This window comes from Streptomyces sp. NPDC046859, assembly GCF_040645135.1.
GTDB lineage: Bacteria > Actinomycetota > Actinomycetes > Streptomycetales > Streptomycetaceae > Streptomyces.
The window spans coordinates 451,842-467,981 of record NZ_JBEYXR010000001.1 but is presented as its reverse complement, the minus strand read 5'-3'; the positions used below and the strand labels follow the sequence as shown (position 1 = coordinate 467,981).

Annotated in this window: 13 protein-coding genes; 3 read left to right on the top strand and 10 right to left on the bottom strand. The window is 75.0% G+C overall.

The features are described 5' to 3' along the window. The first annotated feature begins 101 nt into the window (after nucleotides 1-101). The gene (locus ABZ899_RS02080) at nucleotides 102-1,370 is read left to right on the top strand and encodes an MFS transporter (RefSeq protein ID WP_361339373.1); all 1,269 of its coding nucleotides are present in this window, start codon (nucleotides 102-104) and stop codon (nucleotides 1,368-1,370) included. A gap of 4 nt (nucleotides 1,371-1,374) precedes the next feature. Here the strand turns inward: ABZ899_RS02080 and ABZ899_RS02075 are convergent, their stop codons facing one another. The 8 genes from ABZ899_RS02075 to hrcA form a co-directional block, all read right to left on the bottom strand. Continuing rightward, nucleotides 1,375-2,286 (bottom strand): ribonuclease Z, encoded by a 912-nt coding sequence (locus tag ABZ899_RS02075; protein WP_361339370.1) that lies wholly within the window; start codon nucleotides 2,284-2,286, stop codon nucleotides 1,375-1,377. Between the two features lie 6 nt (nucleotides 2,287-2,292). After that, nucleotides 2,293-2,646, bottom strand: coding sequence for a histidine triad nucleotide-binding protein (locus ABZ899_RS02070; RefSeq protein WP_361339368.1), 354 nt, complete (start codon nucleotides 2,644-2,646; stop codon nucleotides 2,293-2,295). 92 nt (nucleotides 2,647-2,738) lie between these two features. Continuing rightward, nucleotides 2,739-5,990 carry a S41 family peptidase gene (locus tag ABZ899_RS02065; RefSeq protein ID WP_361339365.1) on the bottom strand — a complete coding sequence of 1,084 codons (3,252 nt, stop codon included), beginning with the start codon at nucleotides 5,988-5,990 and terminating at the stop codon, nucleotides 2,739-2,741. Nucleotides 5,991-6,065: 75 nt separating this feature from the next. Beyond that, entirely contained in the window at nucleotides 6,066-6,518 is a 453-nt protein-coding gene (locus ABZ899_RS02060; RefSeq protein WP_361339544.1) for a hypothetical protein, read from the bottom strand. Nucleotides 6,519-6,658: 140 nt separating this feature from the next. Next, on the bottom strand, nucleotides 6,659-7,405 hold the full coding sequence (locus tag ABZ899_RS02055; RefSeq protein WP_361339362.1) for a 16S rRNA (uracil(1498)-N(3))-methyltransferase: 747 nt from the start codon (nucleotides 7,403-7,405) through the stop codon (nucleotides 6,659-6,661). Continuing rightward, nucleotides 7,402-8,529: a nitronate monooxygenase gene (locus ABZ899_RS02050; protein ID WP_361339360.1), complete on the bottom strand. Its 1,128-nt coding sequence runs from the start codon at nucleotides 8,527-8,529 to the stop codon at nucleotides 7,402-7,404. The genes ABZ899_RS02055 and ABZ899_RS02050 overlap by 4 nt, the downstream gene beginning before the upstream one ends. Nucleotides 8,530-8,607: 78 nt before the next feature. Further along, nucleotides 8,608-9,744 carry a molecular chaperone DnaJ gene (gene dnaJ / locus ABZ899_RS02045; RefSeq protein ID WP_361339357.1) on the bottom strand — a complete coding sequence of 379 codons (1,137 nt, stop codon included), beginning with the start codon at nucleotides 9,742-9,744 and terminating at the stop codon, nucleotides 8,608-8,610. Then, nucleotides 9,745-10,761, bottom strand: coding sequence for a heat-inducible transcriptional repressor HrcA (hrcA, locus tag ABZ899_RS02040; RefSeq protein WP_361339355.1), 1,017 nt, complete (start codon nucleotides 10,759-10,761; stop codon nucleotides 9,745-9,747). A gap of 166 nt (nucleotides 10,762-10,927) precedes the next feature. Here hrcA and ABZ899_RS02035 point away from each other — a divergent pair, with 166 nt between their 5' ends. Further along, nucleotides 10,928-11,671: an MBL fold metallo-hydrolase gene (locus tag ABZ899_RS02035; RefSeq protein WP_361339352.1), complete on the top strand. Its 744-nt coding sequence runs from the start codon at nucleotides 10,928-10,930 to the stop codon at nucleotides 11,669-11,671. A 31-nt stretch (nucleotides 11,672-11,702) separates the two neighbouring features. Then, entirely contained in the window at nucleotides 11,703-12,503 is an 801-nt protein-coding gene (locus ABZ899_RS02030) for a DUF3097 domain-containing protein (protein ID WP_361339350.1), read from the top strand. 135 nt (nucleotides 12,504-12,638) lie between these two features. On the opposite strand, the gene hemW is transcribed toward ABZ899_RS02030, so the two are convergent. Together hemW and ABZ899_RS02020 are read right to left on the bottom strand one after the other, a co-directional pair. Continuing rightward, the gene (gene hemW / locus ABZ899_RS02025; RefSeq protein ID WP_361339347.1) at nucleotides 12,639-13,871 is read right to left on the bottom strand and encodes a radical SAM family heme chaperone HemW; all 1,233 of its coding nucleotides are present in this window, start codon (nucleotides 13,869-13,871) and stop codon (nucleotides 12,639-12,641) included. 27 nt (nucleotides 13,872-13,898) lie between these two features. Continuing rightward, a complete protein-coding gene (locus ABZ899_RS02020; protein ID WP_361339344.1) occupies nucleotides 13,899-16,013 on the bottom strand; it encodes an ATP-binding SpoIIE family protein phosphatase in 2,115 nt (704 codons plus the stop codon). Nucleotides 16,014-16,140: the final 127 nt, after the last annotated feature.

Sequence of the window (16,140 nt, the reverse complement as noted above, 5' to 3'; positions counted from 1 at the left end):
GTCCCCGCGCTTGATACAAATTGCCCGCGCGTTCCTGTCCGTCGACGGCCTGCGCCTCTCCCCCTTCTGTGCCGCTCCTTTCGCATGCCCTGGGAACGCCCGTGCTCGCCGCTCGCACCACCCCCTGGCCCCTCGTCGCCCTGTTCACGGCCGGGTACCTCGCCCCGTATCTGCTGCCGACCGTCGTCGGCAGGCTCGACTCGGGCCTTCCGCTCACCCCGACCCAGGCCGGCGCCATCGGCAGTGCCCTGCTGCTGAGTTCGGCGGCGGCCGGCTTCCTGCTGGCCTCCCGCGTCGAGCGCCTGGGCGCCCGCGCGCTCGCCCGGACCGGGCTGGCCCTGGCGCTGCTCGGCTACGGCGGGGCCGCGCTCGCGCACGCCGTCCCGGCCGTCGTCCTCGGCGTCATGGCCGGCGGCCTCGGGTCCGGCACGGTCACCGCGGTCGCCGCCACCCGGATCGCCGCGCTCGGGGCGCACCCGGCCCGGACGGGCCGCGGGGCCTGGAGCACCGACCCGCACCGGGTCACCACCGCGGGCCTGCTGGGTGTCTCCGCCCTCGCCGGCGCCGTCTATCTGACGGTCCCGCGCCTCGGTCCCGGCCACGACCGGCCCCTGGCGGCGATCGCGCTCACCGCGCTCGCGGTGTGGCCGCTCACCGGCCGCCTCCCCGCCGCCGAGGCCCCCTCGGCATCGGCGGCGGCACCTCCCCCGGCCCCGCTCCCCCACCGCCGCCACGGCCTCGTCCTCGCCGGCTGCATGCTCCTGTGGTCGCTCGCGCAGAACTCCCTGTGGGGCGTCAGCGGCCGGATCGGCCTGGACCAGGCCCACCTCACGGAGACCGCGGTGGGCGCGGTGTTCGCCGTGGCGCTCGGCGCCGGGCTGCTCGGTGTGACCGGGGCGGGCGCGCTCGGCCCCCGGCTGGGCCGCGCGCTGCCCGTGGGGGGCGGCACCGCCCTCATCGCCGTGTGCATCGCGCTCAGCGCGTCCGCGACGGACCTGACGACGTTCGCGACCGGCGAGATCGCCTGGAACACGCTCTACCCGATCGTGCTCTCGTACGTCATCGGACTGGCCGCCTCCCTCGACGGCCGGGGCCGCTGGGCGGTGCTCGTCGGCTCGGCCTCGTCGTTGGGCACGGCCGCGGGCCCGCTCGCCGGGAGCGTGCTGTCGGCCGGGGCGGGCTTCCCGGCGATGGGCGTGATCCTCGCGGCGGTGCTGCTGGTCGTCGCCGTTCCGCTGACGGTGGTGGCGCTGGGCCGCCGTACGCCGGAGACGGCCCGGGCGGCGGACGGCGTCGAGGTCGTGGCGATCCCGCTGGACACCGCCGAGGCCGCACCGGCCGCGCCGGAGCGCCTGGCTTCCGCCACCTAGAGGGTCAGGAGTGCCGGCGTTTCGGGAACGGCACCCGCAGCAGGTCGTGCGCCACGGTCAGGTCGCCGTCGAACCCCGCGGCCCGCGCCTGCCGCTCGAACTCCCCGGAGTCGGTGTAGCGCTGGCTGAAGTGGGTGAGCACGAGGTGACCCACCCCGGCGTCCCGCGCCACCCGGGCGGCCTGACCGGCCGTCAGATGCCCGTGCTCCTCGGCGAGGGCGCCGTCCTCGTCCAGGAAGGTGGACTCGATGACGAGCATGTCGCAGCCGTCGGCGAGGGCGTACACCCCGTCGCACAGCCGGGTGTCCATGACGAACGCGAACCGCTGCCCGCGCCGGACCTCGCTGACGTCGTCGAGCGTGACCCCGCCGAGCGCGCCGTCCCGCTGGAGCCGGCCGACGTCCGGGCCCTGGATGCCGTGCGCGGCGAGCCGCTCGGGCAGCATCCGGCGGCCGTCGGGCTCGACCAGCCGGTAGCCGTACGACTCGACGGGGTGCGACAGCCGGGCGGTGTGCAGCGTGTACGCGCCGGTGGTGGCGACGACCCCGTCGGCGTCGACCGGGGCCGGCGCGATCTCGGCGGTCTCCCGGTAGGCGGTCGCGTAGCGCAGCCGGTCGAAGAAGCGCTGCCCGGAGCGCGGGTAGTGGGCGGTGACGGGGTGCGGCACCCGGTCGAGGTTGATCCGCTGGATCACCCCGGCGAGTCCCAGCGAGTGGTCGCCGTGGAAGTGGGTGACACAGATGCGGTTCAGGTCGTGGGCGGCGACCCCGGCCCGCAGCATCTGCCGCTGGGTGCCCTCGCCGGGGTCGAACAGGATGCCCTCGCCGTCCCAGCGCAGCACGTAGCCGTTGTGGTTGCGGTGCCGGGTCGGGACCTGGCTCGCCGTCCCGAGGACGACCAGTTCGCGTACGGACACGGCTGCCTATCCGGGGGGCCACTCGAGACCGCGGCCGCCGAGGACGTGGGCGTGCGCGTGGAAGACGGTCTGCCCGGCGCCCGCACCGGTGTTGAACACGATGCGGTAGCTGTCCAGCTTCTCCTCGTCGGCGACGGCCTGGGCCTCGCGCAGGAGGTCGGCGGCGAGCGCCGGGTCGGCGGTGGCGAGCGCGGCGGCGTCCTTGTGGTGCGCCCTGGGGATGATCAGCACATGGGTGGGCGCCTGCGGGTTGATGTCGCGGAAGGCGACGGTCGTCTCGGTCTCCCGCACGACCGTCGCCGGCACGTGCCCCGCGACGATCTTGCAGAACAGGCAGTCGTCCTGCGGCTCCCCAGCCATGGTCCCTCCGGGCGTTGGACGGCGATGGTGTGACCGGGGCATCGTATCGCCGCCGGGGGCCGCCGCGCGGAGGGTGATCGCGCGGCGGTCCCTCAGCGGTCGGGCAGGGCCGGCGGGGTCTTCGCCGGAGTGCTCTCCAGCGCCTCCAGGGCGATCCGGATCGCCTCGTCCAGCTGGGCGTCCCGGCCGGCCGCCCAGTCCTGCGGGCGCTGGACCACCTCCACGTCCGGATCGACCCCGTGGTTCTCCACGTCCCAGCCGTAACCCTCCAGCCAGATCGCGTACTTGGGCTGGGTGACCAGGGTGCCGTCGACCAGGTGGTAGCGGCTGTCGATGCCGATGACCCCGCCCCAGGTGCGGGTGCCGACGACCGGCCCGAGACCCAGCGCCTTGATCGCCGCGTTGACGATGTCGCCGTCGGAGCCGGAGAACTCGTTCGCCACGGCCACCACGGGACCGCGCGGCGCGTCCACCGGGTAGCTGTACGGGCGCATGCCGCGCGGCAGTTCCCAGCCGACGATGCGCCGGGCGAGCTTCTCCACGACCAGCTGCGAGGTGTGCCCGCCGCCGTTCTCCCGCACGTCCACGACCAGTCCCTCACGGGCCACCTCGACCCGCAGGTCGCGGTGGATCTGGGCCCAGCCGGGCGCCTGCATGTCCGGCACGTGCAGATAGCCGAGCCGGCCGCCGGACCGCTCGTGGACGTACGCACGCCGGTCCGCGACCCACGCGTGGTAGCGCAGCGGCTCCTCGTCGGCGACCGGCACGACGACGGTGTGCCGGGCCTCCCCGCCGCCGGCCGGCGAGATCGTCAGCTCCACCGGCTTGCCCGCGGTGCCGACGAGCAGCGGGCCGGGCCCGGTCACCGGGTCCACCGGCACCCCGGCCACCGCGGCGATCGCGTCCCCGGGGCGCACCGCGACGCCCGGCGCGGCCAGCGGCGCCCGGGCCTCCGGGTCGGAGGTCTCCGACGGCAGGATCCGGTCGACGCGCCAACTGCCGTCCTCGTGACGGGAGATGTCCGCGCCGAGCAGGCCCTGCCGGGGCCCGCCGCCGTGCCCGCGCCCGCCGACGTACGCGTGCGAGGTGCCCAGTTCGCCCTGCACCTCCCACAGCAGGTCCACCAGGTCGTCGTGGGTGGCCACCCGGTCGAGCAGCGGCCGGTAGCGGTCGAGGACACCCGCCCAGTCCACGCCGTTCATGTCGGCCCGCCAGAAGTGGTCGCGCATGATGCGGCCGGTCTCCTCGAACATCTGGCGCCACTCCGCCGACGGGTCGACGCGCTGCCGCACCCGGCCGAGGTCCACGGCGACGTTGGAGCCGCTGCCCTCGTCGCCGGAGGCGCGCCGGTCGCTCGGGACGACCCGGAGCCGCCCGTCCGTCCACAGCAGCACCCGCCGGCCGTCGCCGCTGACCTCGAAGTGGTCGGCGTCGTCGGCGAGATGCTCCACGCGCCGCTGCACGAGGTCGTAGCGCTCCAGCTCGGTCTTCGGCTCGGGGTCGTCGAGGCCGGCGCGGGCCGCCCCGAGCGCGCCGCGCACCGGGTGCCGCAGCCACAGCACCCCGTCCTTGGCGGCCCGCAGGTGCGAGTAGCGGGCGGCCTCGACCGGGAACGGCACGATCCGGTCGGCGAGCCCCTCGAGGTCGATCCGGGTGGCCGGGGTGCCCTCGCTGTCGGGGGTCTCGTCCTTGTCCGGGGCGTCGAAGGCCCGCCCGTGCCGCTGCGGGCCGAACGGGGACGGCGTGGTCGCGGCGAGGGTGATCAGGTGCGGCCGGGAGCCCACCACGAACGCGAGGTCGAAGACGTGCTCGTCGTAGACGGGGTCGAAGGCCCTGGTGGACAGGAACGCCAGGTGCTTGCCGTCGTGCGTGAACGCGGGCGCGTAGTCCCGGAATCGCAACGGGGTCGCCTCGGACACCGACAGGTCGGTGGTGTTGGCGAGCTTCAGCTGGGACAGCGGGTCGGGTCCGGGGTGCGCCCACGCCAGCCAGGCCGAGTCCGGCGAGAACACCAGCCCCGAGACAGGGCCGTCGGCGCTGCGGTCCACCTCGCGGACCTCGCCGGTCTCCCGCTCGACGATCAGGAGCCGTCCGTCGTGCGCGGCGACCGCGGCCCGGCTGCCGTCGGGGGCCACGGCCAGCTCCAGCACCCGTCCGAGCCGTCCGGCGGCGAGCCGGCGCGGGGTGGCGCCGGGCGTGTGACCGGTCCCGGGGGCGAACTCGAGGGCGTCCTCGCCCTCCGCGTCCGTCACCCACACCACCCACTCCTCGCCGTCGGTGCGGAAGGTGCGTGGCAGCCGGGCCCGGACGCCGGGCTCGGCGGCGAGCGCGCGGGCGGGGCCGGAGCGATGGGTGACCCAGTGGACGCTGCCGCGGACGGCGACCGCGCTGCCGCGCGCGGTGTGGTCGGGGGACGCGGAGCCGAACCAGCGGGCGGCGTTCAGGACGTACGGCCGGCGATCGGTGCGCTGGCCGCCGAGCCGGACGCCGAGGCGCCGCGGCTCGGCCGTGTCCAGGTCGTCCAGCAGCCACAGCTCGCCGGCGCTCGCGTACACCACCCGCGTGCCGTCGCCGGAGGCGTGCCGGGCGTAGAAGCCTCCCCCGCTCTCGGCCGCGCTCGAGGGGGAGGTGCCCCCGACGGGCGTGTGGCGGCGCAGGCCGGAGCCGTCGGCGAGGGAGGAGTACACGGCGCCGACGCCCTCGTGGTCGGAGAGGAACGCGACCCGGTCGCCCGCCCACAGGGGGCACTCCAGGTTCCCGTCGAGTTCCTCGTGCAGCCGGACGAAGTCGCCGTCGCCGTCGCGGTCGATCCACAACTTGCCCGCGGTGCCGCCCCGGTAGCGCTTCCAGCGGGCGGCCTCCAGCCCCATCGGCGCGGAGGCGAGCAGCAGGTGCGGCCCGTGCACGACGTCGCCGACGGGCCCGTACGGCAGGGTGGTGGCGGGTCCGCCGTCGAGCGGGACGGCGTGCGCCCAGGTGCGGCGGCTGCCCGCCTGGCCCCAGGTGCTGATGGCGAGGACCCGGCCGTCCGGGGTCCAGCCGCGCACCCGGGTCCGCTGGCTGCCCCAGTGGGTGAGGCGGGTGGAGGGGCCGCCGTCGACCGGCGCGATGTGCACCTCGGGCGCGCCGTCGCGGGTGGACGTCCAGGCGACGGTCGTGCCGTCGGGCGAGATGCGCGGCGAGCTGACGGGGACGTTGTCGGCGCTGACCCGCCAGGCGCGGCCGCCGTCGAGGGGGGCGAGCCAGACGTCATCCTCCGCGGTGAACGCGACGAGGTCGCCGTGCAGATGCGGGTACCGCAGATAGGAGGGCGGGGCCGGGGCGGAGGTCGCGGACTGTGTCACGCGATCACCCTAGGCAAGGGCGGCCGTGCCGGACAGGGCTTCGGGGCGGTTCCCCACGGTCCGGTGGCCGACCGCTCACTTGCCCTCCGGCCAGCAGTTCGGGCGCTCTTGGCAGTAGACGGTCTTCGTGACGGTCACGGTGACGGTGGGGCCGGGCTGCCCGCCGTCGCCGGGCCGCACGGGGGACGGGGTGGCGTCGCACCTGCCCAGCCCGTTGACGTGGAACCACTCCTTGCCGCCGACCTTCGCGACGAGGTCGCCGCGCACGCAGGAGCCGCTGACGGCCCGGGTGATCCGGCCGGTGACGGTGATGTCCCTGCCGTCGGAGGTCTCGCCCTCGCAGTCGACCTTGACGACCGTCCGCTCACCGGCCTTCGGCGAACTCCCGCCGCCCCCGCCGTCGTAGGAGCCGGTGCAGTTGAGCCACTGGACGTCGGCCTTCTGCCGCTCCAGCTCCTCGGTGACGGTCTGGTCGGTCGTGAACGCGACGGACGCGGCGCTCAGGCCGCCCGGATCGCAGGCGGCCATGCCGCCGGCTCCCAGCACGGCGAGCGCCGTCACGGCGACCCCTCGCGCCGCACGGACCCGGATCGTGTGCGATACCCCCATGGAAGGGCAGCCTGCCACTGTCCCGCGTGACGCGGTAGGGCGCATACGGCCATGGTGTGTCAGGACCAGCGGCCGGTGCGCCCCAGCAGCAGGGCCGTCGCGGCGGTCCCGGCGGTGGAGGTGCGCAGCACGGAACGGCCGAGCCGGTACGCCCGGGCCCCGGCCCCCTCGAACACGGCCAACTCCTCCGGTGAGACGCCGCCTTCGGGTCCGACGACGAGCACCAGGTCGCCGTCGGAGGGCAGTTCGGCGGTCGCCAGCGGCTCGCTGCCGTAGTCCCGGTCCTCGTGCAGGACGGCGGCGAACGCGGCCCCCGCGAGGAGTTCGGCGACCTGCTTGGTCGTCGCCGCGTCCGTGACCTCGGGGAAGCGCACCCGGCGCGACTGCTTCCCGGCCTCGCGGGCGGTGGCCCGCCACTTGCCGAGGGCCTTCGCGCCGCGCTCGCCCTTCCACTGGGTGATGCAGCGGCCGGCGGCCCACGGCACGATCCGGTCGACGCCGGTCTCGGTCATGGTCTCGACGGCCAGTTCGCCCCGGTCGCCCTTGGGCAGGGCCTGCACGACGGTGATCCGCGGCCGGGGGGCGGGCTCCTCCGCCACGGCGCCCAGGTCCACCACCAGCCGGTCCCTGCCCTCGGCGGCGGCGACGACGCCCTCGGCCCAGTGCCCCCGCCCGTCGGTGAGGACGACCTCCTCGCCGGTGCGCAGCCGCTTCACGGACACGGCGTGCCGGCCCTCGGGCCCGTCCAGGACGTACGGCCCGCCCGCGTGCTCCAGGGAGTCGACGACGAACACGGGCGCGGTCATCGGGTGGGTCCCTTCGGGTGGGCGGACAACGCTGTCGAGGCGGCGTGCAGCTCGGCGGCCAGGACCTCCACGAGCCGGCCCGCGGGCAGCTCCCGGGCCTGCCGGTGGCCCTGTCCCGCCCACAGCGCCATGCTCTGCGCGTCGCCGGACGCGGCGGCCTTCTTGCGCAGCGGCACCGTCAGGTGGTGGACCTCGGGGTAGGCGGCGGGCGCGTACGGGCCGTGCTCGCGCAGGAAGCGGTTGACGAGGCCGCGGGCCGGGCGGCCGGAGAAGGCGCGGGTCAGCTCGGTCCGGACGAACAGGGGGTTGGTGAGCGCCTGCTTGTGCACGACGTTCGCGCCGGACTCGTGGGTGGCCAGGAAGGCGGTGCCGAGCTGGGCGGCGTCGGCCCCGGCGGCGAGGACGGCGGCTATCTGGCCGCCCCGCATGATGCCCCCGGCGGCGACGACGGGGATGCCCACCGTCTCGCGGACCTGGGACACCAGGGTGAGCACGCCGAGTCCGGCCCCCTCGGCCTCCGGGTTGTCGCGGTGGGTGCCCTGGTGGCCGCCCGCCTCGACGCCCTGGGCGATGACGGCGTCCGCGCCGGCCCGCTCGACGGCCAGGGCCTCGTCCGGGGTGGTGGCGGTGGCGAGGGTGAAGGTCCCGGCGCGCCGGAAGGACTCCAGTACGTCGGCGCCCGGCACCCCGAAGTGGAACGAGACGACCGGCACCGGGTTGTCGAGGAGCACGGCGAGCTTGGCGTCGTAGCCGTCGTCCCGGCCGCTGTCGGGGTCCCCCAGCTCGGTCTCGTACCAGGCGGCCTCACCGGCGAGCTGGTGCGCGTACACGTCCACGGCCGCGGCATGGGAGGGCGCGGCGCCGGCCGTCGCGGTGGAGCCGGTGCTCGCACCGGGGTGCTCCGGCTGGGGCATGAACAGGTTGACGCCGAAGGGGCGCTGGGTCAGGCTCCGCAGCTGCTTGATCTCCTGGTACATCCCGTCGGCGGTCTTGTACCCGGCGGCGAGGAAGCCCAGCCCGCCGGCCTCGGACACGGCAGCGGCGAGCCGCGGCACGGAGACGCCGCCCGCCATGGGTGCCTGCACGATCGGGTGAGGCAGGAGATCGGTCAGTGCGGAGGACATGCCCGCATGTTGTCACGTCCTCGGAACAAGTCCGAATCGGCCCTTCCCCTTGCGGCGGAAGGGATCGGGCCGCTCGGGTCACCGTCCGTTGAAGGCGTCCTTCAGGCGCGAGAACAGCCCCTGCTGACCGGGCTGGAACTGGCCCTGGGGCCGCTCCTCGCCGCGCAGCTTGGACAGCTCGCGCAGCAGGCGCTCCTGCTCGGGGTCGAGCTTGGTGGGCGTCTGCACCTCGACGTGCACGATGAGGTCGCCGCGGCCGCCGCCGCGCAGATGGGTCACGCCGCGGCCGTGCAGCGGGATCGACTGGCCGGACTGGGTGCCGGGCCGGATGTCGACCTCCTCCATGCCGTCCAGCGTCTCCAGCGGGACCTTGGTGCCGAGCGCCGCCGCCGTCATGGGGATGGTGACGGTGCAGTGCAGGTCGTCGCCGCGCCGCTGGAAGGTGCTGTGCGGCAGCTCGTGGATCTCGACGTACAGGTCGCCGGCCGGACCGCCGCCGGGGCCGACCTCGCCCTCGCCGGCCAGCTGGATCCGCGTGCCGTTGTCGACGCCGGCCGGGATCTTGACGGTGAGGGTGCGGCGGGACCGCACGCGTCCGTCGCCCGCGCACTCCGGGCACGGCGTGGGGACGACGGTGCCGAAGCCCTGGCACTGCGGGCAGGGGCGCGACGTCATGACCTGGCCCAGGAAGGACCGGGTCACCTGCGACACCTCGCCGCGGCCGCGGCACATGTCGCAGGTCTGCGCGGAGGTGCCGGGCGCGGCGCCCTCGCCGCTGCAGGTGCTGCAGACGACGGCCGTGTCGACCTGGATGTCCTTCGTGGTGCCGAAGGCCGCCTCGTCGAGCTCGACCTCCAGCCGGATCATCGCGTCCTGGCCGCGCCGGGTCCGCGAGCGCGGGCCCCGCTGGGACGCCGTGCCGAAGAAGGCGTCCATGATGTCGGAGAAGTTGCCGAAGCCGCCGGCGCCGAAGCCGCCCGCGCCTCCGCCGCCCGCCTGGGACAGCGGGTCGCCGCCGAGGTCGTAGACCTGCTTCTTCTGCGGGTCCGACAGCACCTCGTAGGCGGCGTTGATCTCCTTGAACCGCTCCTGGGTCTTCGGGTCCGGGTTGACGTCCGGGTGCAGCTCGCGGGCGAGCCGCCGGAAGGCCTTCTTGATCTCTTCCTGCGACGCGTCGCGACGCACGCCGAGGACGGCGTAGTAGTCCGTGGCCACCTACGACTCCGCCAGGATCTGTCCGACGTAACGTGCCACTGCGCGTACCGCTCCCATCGTTCCCGGGTAATCCATGCGGGTCGGTCCGACCACGCCGAGCTTGGCGACTGCCTCGCCGCCCGAACCGTAGCCCACCGACACGACGGACGTGGAGTTGAGTCCCTCGTAGGCGTTCTCGTGCCCGATCCGCACGGTCATGCCCGAATCCCCCGCCTCCCCCAGCAACTTGAGGAGCACGACCTGCTCCTCCAGGGCTTCGAGCACCGGCTGGATGGTGAGGGGGAAGTCATGTGTGAAGCGGGTCAGATTTGCGGTGCCGCCGATCATCAGCCGCTCCTCGTTCTCCTCGACGAGCGTCTCCAGGAGGGTGGAGAGCACGGTCGAGACGGTGCCGCGGTCCTCGACGTCGAACGCCTCGGGCAGATCCTCGACGAGCCGGGGCACGTCGGTGAAGCGCCGGCCGGCGACCCGGCTGTTCAGCCGGGCGCGCAGGTCCGCGAGCGAGGCCTCCCCGACGGGTGCCGGGCAGTCGATCATCCGCTGCTCGACCCGGCCGGTGTCCGTGATCAGCACGAGCATCACGCGGGCGGGGGCGAGCGAGAGCAGCTCGACGTGCCGGACGGTGGACCGGGTCAGCGACGGGTACTGCACGACGGCGACCTGCCGGGTGAGCTGCGCGAGCAGCCGCACGGTCCGCGCGACGACGTCATCGAGGTCGACGGCGCCGTCGAGGAAGTTCTGGATGGCGCGCCGCTCGGGCGGGGTCATCGGCTTCACACCGGCGAGCTTGTCGACGAAGAGCCGGTAGCCCTTGTCGGTGGGGATGCGCCCGGCGCTGGTGTGCGGCTGCGCGATGTAGCCCTCGTCCTCCAGGGCCGCCATGTCGTTGCGCACGGTCGCCGGGGAGACGCCGAGGTTGTGCCGCTCGGTGAGCGCCTTGGAGCCGACCGGCTCCTCCGTCCCGACGTAGTCCTGGACGATCGCGCGCAGCACCTGAAGCCTGCGTTCACTCAGCATCTCGCGCACACCTCCAGTGGTCGGTCCCCTTGACACGGTTCCTGGCACTCTGTCCATCCGAGTGCCAGCCGTCCCCGGCCAGTGTACGGCGGCGGGGTACACCCCGGGCAAGGCCGGTCGGTTTCGCCTCCGTGCTCCGCGGGGGCGTCTTGGCTAGCGTCGCGGTATGACGGTGACTTGGGAAGAGCTGGGGTGGGAGCGGTTGGCGGACGGGGTGGGCCGGTGCCGTCTGCCGGGGTGGGACTGCACCGTGGGGCTGGTCGCGGGTGACGGCACCGCCTTGGTCGTCGACGCCGGTTCGAGCCTCGCGGAGGGGGCACGGCTGCGGACGCAGGCGCAGTGGCTGACGGGTCACCGTGTGACCCATCTCGCGCTGACCCACCCCCACTTCGATCATGTCTTCGGCGCCGCGGCGTTCGCGGGCGCGGAGGTCTACGGTCCGGTGGGCATGGAGACCGTCCTGGAGGGACGGCGGGCGCGCGAGGAGCTGCGCGAGGACGCGGTGCGCCACGGCCTGGACGCGGCCGCGGCGGAGGAGGCGGCGGACGCGCTGGTCGTGCCCCGCCATCCGGTGAGCGGCGAGTGGACGCTGGACCTCGGCGGCGGGCGCCAGGTCCTGCTGGCGAACGTGGGTCCGGCCCACACGGCCCACGACCTGGTCGTCCTGGTGCCCGGCCTGCTCCCGGGCGACCCGGAGGTGGTGTTCTGCGGCGACCTGGTGGAGGAGTCCGGTGAACCGCAGGCCGGCCCGGACTCCGTGCCGTCGCACTGGCCGGCCGCGCTGGACCGCCTGCTCGACCTGGGCGGCGAGGACGCGCTGTACGTGCCTGGTCACGGAGCGGTGGTGGACGCGGAGTTCGTCCGGCGGCAGCGCGACGAGCTGGCCGCCGGATTCGGCGTGTCGCGGTGACCGCGGGGCGGCTTCTCCTATCGTCATCCGAATGCGCCAGTACTCCCCGGATTTGACCCCGCCCTGGAAGAAGCCCGCGTCCGTCCCCGAGGTCCCGGCGGAGCCGGGGCTGGTGGTCGAGGAGCCCGGTACGGGCTTCTGCGGCGCGGTGATCCGCTGCGAGGCGGGCACGGTCACCCTGGAGGACCGCTTCGGCAAGCACCGGGTGTTCCCGCTGGAGCCCCGGGGCTTCCTGCTGGAGGGCCGCGTGGTGACCCTGGTGAAGCCGGCCACGGGTCCGGTGCGTCCGACGCGCACGGCGTCCGGCTCCGTGGCCGTCCCGGGCGCGCGGGCACGGGTGGCGCGCGCCGGGCGCATCTACGTGGAGGGCCGGCACGACGCCGAGCTGGTCGAGAAGGTGTGGGGCGACGACCTGCGCATCGAGGGCGTGGTCGTGGAGTACCTGGAGGGCGTCGACGACCTGCCGGCGATCGTCGCGGAGTTCGCGCCGGGCCCCGACGCAAGGCTGGGCGTCCTGGTGGACCACCTGGTGCCGGGCTCGAAGGAGTGGCGGATCGCGCAGGCGGTCACCAGCGAGCACGCCCTGGTGGTGGGCCACCCGTACATCGACGTCTGGGAGGCCGTGAAGCCGGCGGCGCTGGGCATCGAGGCGTGGCCCCGGGTGCCGCACGGTCAGGACTGGAAGAAGGGCGTCTGCCGGGCGCTGGGCTGGCCTGCGGACAACACCGGCGCGGTCTGGCAGGCGATCCTGAAGCGGGTGGGGTCCTACAAGGACCTGGAGCCGGAGCTGCTGGGGCGGGTCGAGGAGCTGATCGACTTCGTCACCGGGTAGCGCCGGGCGGGGCGGCGGCTCGGGGTGTCCTGCCGGTCGGGCCGGATCAGCGAGCGGTGCCAGGCGCCGGGAGACCGGCCCGATCGACGGGACACCGGGGACCGGCGTCCCGCACCGGTTCACCTGTCCCGGTGATCAGTCCACCAGGTCCCTGACCACCGCGTCCGCGAGCAGCCGCCCGCGCAGGGTCAGCACCGCGCGCCCCTCGTCGTAGGGCCCGCGCTCCAGCAGCCCCTCGGACAGGGCGCGGCGGGACGCCCGCAGCCCCTCCTCCCGCAGCAGGTCCAGCGGTACGCCCTCGCGGAGCCTGAGCTCCAGCAGGATGCGCTCGACGCGCCGGTCCTCGTCGGTGAGGAGTTCCCGTCCGGCGCCCGGCGAGCGTCCCTCCGCGAGCGCCGCCGCGTACGCGCCGGGGTGCTTGACGTTCCACCAGCGCACCCCGCCGACGTGGGAGTGGGCGCCCGGCCCCGCGCCCCACCAGTCGGCGCCGCGCCAGTACAGCTCGTTGTGCAGGCAGCGGCCCTCCGGCGTGGTCGCCCAGTTGGACACCTCGTACCAGGAGAAGCCCGCCTCCGCGAGGACCGAGTCGGCGATCAGATAGCGGTCGGCGTGGACGTCGTCGTCGGTCATCGGGACCTCGCCCCGGCGGATGCGCCGGGCCAGCTGGGTGCCCTCCTCGACGATCAGCGCGTACGCCGACACATGGTCGGGCCCGGCGCCGATCGCCGCCTCCAGGGACGCCCGCCAGTCGTCGTCGGACTCCCCCGGGGTGCCGTAGATCAGGTCCAGGTTCACATGGCCGAAGCCGGCCGCGCGGGCCTCGGCGACGCAGGCCTCGGGACGGCCGGGGGTGTGGGTGCGGTCCAGGACCTTCAGGACGTGCTGCCGCGCGCTCTGCATGCCGAACGAGATCCGGTTGAAGCCGCCCTCGCGGAGCGTGGCCAGGTAGGCCGGGTCGACCGACTCCGGGTTGGCCTCCGTGGTGATCTCGGCGTCCGGTGCCAGCCCGAACTCGTCGCGGATCGCCCCCAGCATCCGTACGAGGTCGCCGGCGGCCAGCAGGGTGGGCGTACCGCCGCCGACGAACACCGTGCGGACCTCGCGCGGGTCGTCGCCGAGCACCTTGCGGGCCAGGCGGATCTCGTCGACGAGGGTCTCGGCGTAGTTGTCGCGGGACGCCAGGACGCCGCCGCTGCCGCGCAGCTCGGTCGCCGTGTAGGTGTTGAAGTCGCAGTAGCCGCAGCGGGTCGCGCAGTACGGGACGTGCAGGTAGAAGCCGAGGGGGCGGTCGGCCGCGCCGGTGAGCGCGTGCGGGGGCAGCGCGCCGTCGGCGGGGACGGGCTCGCCGTCGGGGAGTGCGGAGGGCATGGGCTCCATTGTCCCGCACCGCTCGGGTTACTCGGCCTGGAGCACCAGCAGCGCGAGATCGTCGTCCGGTGGGCGCCCGCCGAACTCGTGCACGAGCCTGCGGATGCGTTCCGCGATGAGGTCGGCGTTCAGGCCCGCGCAGCCGGCCAGGGCGCTCGCGAGGCCGTCGCCGTCGTCGAACTGGCGGGAGCCGCTGCGCCGCTCCGTCACCCCGTCCGTCACACAGAGCAGGGTCTCGCCGGAGCGCAGCTCGAAGGTCTCGCTGGTGTAGGTGGCGTCCTCGAACACTCCGAGCAGGGTCTGCGGCTGGGCGGCGGTGTGGACCTCGCCGTCCGCGCCGAGCAGGAGGGGCAGCGGGTGCCCGGCGGAGGCGAGCGTGCAGCGGACGCCCCCGTCGAACGGGGTCAGCTCGCCGTACAGGAGGGACAGGAAGCGGGTCTGCGGGCCGTCGCCGGGGGCGACGGGCCCGACGAGGGCGCGGGCGGCGGCGTCGGCGGCCTCGGTGGCGTCGTCGAGGAGGAGCTGGTTGAGGCGGTCGAGGACGTCGGCGACGCGGTAGCCCTCCCGGGCGAGGAGCCGCAGCCAGGGGCGTGCGATGCCGATCACCACGGCCGCCTCGGGCCCCTTGCCCTGGACGTCGCCGATGGCGAAGCACCAGCGGCCGTCGCGGGCCGGGAAGAGGTCGTAGAAGTCGCCGCTCGGGCCGCCCTTGTCGCACGGTTCGTACACCAGCGCGCTGGCCACACCGGGGATCTTCGCGACGGCGCCCGGCAGCAGCCCGCGCTGGAGCACCCGGCTGATGGTGGCCTGCCGGGCGTACTGGCGGGCCGCGCCGATGGCGAGGGCCACCCGCCGGCCGAGATCCTCCACGAGCCCGGTGATCTCGTCGGGGAAGCTCGTCACGCCGGCCCGCCCGATGACCAGCGTGCCCAGCGGGCGGCCCCCCGCGATCAGGCGGTACGCGAGCGCGGTGCCCCGCGCTCCGCGTGCGCCGAGCGCCGCGCCCGGCCAGGGGTGGGTGACGGGCCCGGTGCGGTGGTCGTCCGCCGGGCGCGGGGGCTCCTTCCCCAGGACGTGGCGCAGGTCCTCGATGTGGTTCTCCGAGGCGTGCCAGACGCGGGCCAGGCGGGGGCCGGTGCCGTCCGGCGGGCCGCTCTCGCCGGGGCCGGCGTGTCCCCAGCGTCCGGCGACCTCGTCCTCCAGCCACACCGCGCACCAGTCGGCGAGGCGCGGCACGATCAGCTGGCCGGCGAGCGCGGCGACCAGGTTCTCGTCGAGCTGCCCGGCGAGCAGGTCGGACGCCTCGGCGAGGAAGGAGAGGGCGCCCCGGTCGAGCCAGTCCCGCTCCCGCTCCCCGCGGTGGGGGTGCTCCCCGGCCGTGTCGGGGGGCGCGGCCGGGCGTGGCTCCGGCGCGAGGATCTCGGCGACGCGCAGTCCGCCGTCCGGCCCGTGCTCCCGGCCGTAGGTGCGCGTCGCACCGTCCGCGTCCCCCACCTGGTCCTCGGGCGGCAGCCGGGCCCACACGGTCTTGGCCCCGGCGCGGTAGGTGACGCCCCACGACTCGGCGAGCCGGGCCACCAGGCGCAGTCCGCGCCCGTGCTCGGAGGCGTCGTACGGGCCCTCGGCCTCGGTGTCGCGCGGGGCGCGCGAGGGGTGGTGGTCCAGGACCTCGACGACCAGGGCACCGGTGTCCGGCTCCAGCCGGCAGGTCAGCCGGACGTCCGTGCCGGCGTGCACGACGGCGTTGGTGACGAGTTCGCTGACGGCCAGGACGGTGTCCTGGATCTGCCGCTCCTGGATGCGGCCGGCGCCGGGGAGGCCGGAGCACGCCCACTCGGTCAGGGCGGTGCGCACGAGGGTGCGGGCGGTGCCCGGGGAGAGAGGGCTGCCGGGGAGGGTGGCACGGGTCTCCCCGGGCGGCAGGGCGGGCGCGGGGGCGTCCCTCGGATGTGCGGGGGCGTCCGGTCCGTGCGCGGGCGCGTCCGTGTGGTGCGCGGGCGCACCGCTGAGCGGGCCTCCGTGTGCGGGCGCACTCGGGGGGTGCGCGGGCGCGTCCTGGGCGCGCGGGGGCGCGTCCTCCAGGTGCGCGGGCGCATCAGAGGCACGGGTGACGGTCTCCCGTTGCACCGGAATGGCCCCCATGGACAGCTCCCCGAGCACTTCGAACGAATACGCCTCAGCGGACGCCGACAGAGTGACAGACTGGCCGCGCCCATAAGCACCGAGTTACCGAAGTGGGCCGCCATGAGTGAGAACCCTGCTACGCCTG

Bases quoted from the DNA above. Each gene is read 5' to 3' on its own strand.
- ABZ899_RS02070 (WP_361339368.1), bottom strand. From the start codon at position 2,646: ATGGCTGGGGAGCCGCAGGACGACTGCCTGTTCTGCAAGATCGTCGCG.
- ABZ899_RS02060 (WP_361339544.1), bottom strand. From the start codon at position 6,518: ATGGCCGCCTGCGATCCGGGCGGCCTGAGCGCCGCGTCCGTCGCGTTC.
- ABZ899_RS02055 (WP_361339362.1), bottom strand. From the start codon at position 7,405: ATGACCGCGCCCGTGTTCGTCGTCGACTCCCTGGAGCACGCGGGCGGG.
- ABZ899_RS02050 (WP_361339360.1), bottom strand. From the start codon at position 8,529: ATGTCCTCCGCACTGACCGATCTCCTGCCTCACCCGATCGTGCAGGCA.
- hrcA (WP_361339355.1), bottom strand. From the start codon at position 10,761: ATGCTGAGTGAACGCAGGCTTCAGGTGCTGCGCGCGATCGTCCAGGAC.
- ABZ899_RS02035 (WP_361339352.1), top strand. From the start codon at position 10,928: ATGACGGTGACTTGGGAAGAGCTGGGGTGGGAGCGGTTGGCGGACGGG.
- ABZ899_RS02030 (WP_361339350.1), top strand. From the start codon at position 11,703: ATGCGCCAGTACTCCCCGGATTTGACCCCGCCCTGGAAGAAGCCCGCG.
- hemW (WP_361339347.1), bottom strand. From the start codon at position 13,871: ATGCCCTCCGCACTCCCCGACGGCGAGCCCGTCCCCGCCGACGGCGCG.
- ABZ899_RS02020 (WP_361339344.1), bottom strand. From the start codon at position 16,013: ATGGGGGCCATTCCGGTGCAACGGGAGACCGTCACCCGTGCCTCTGAT.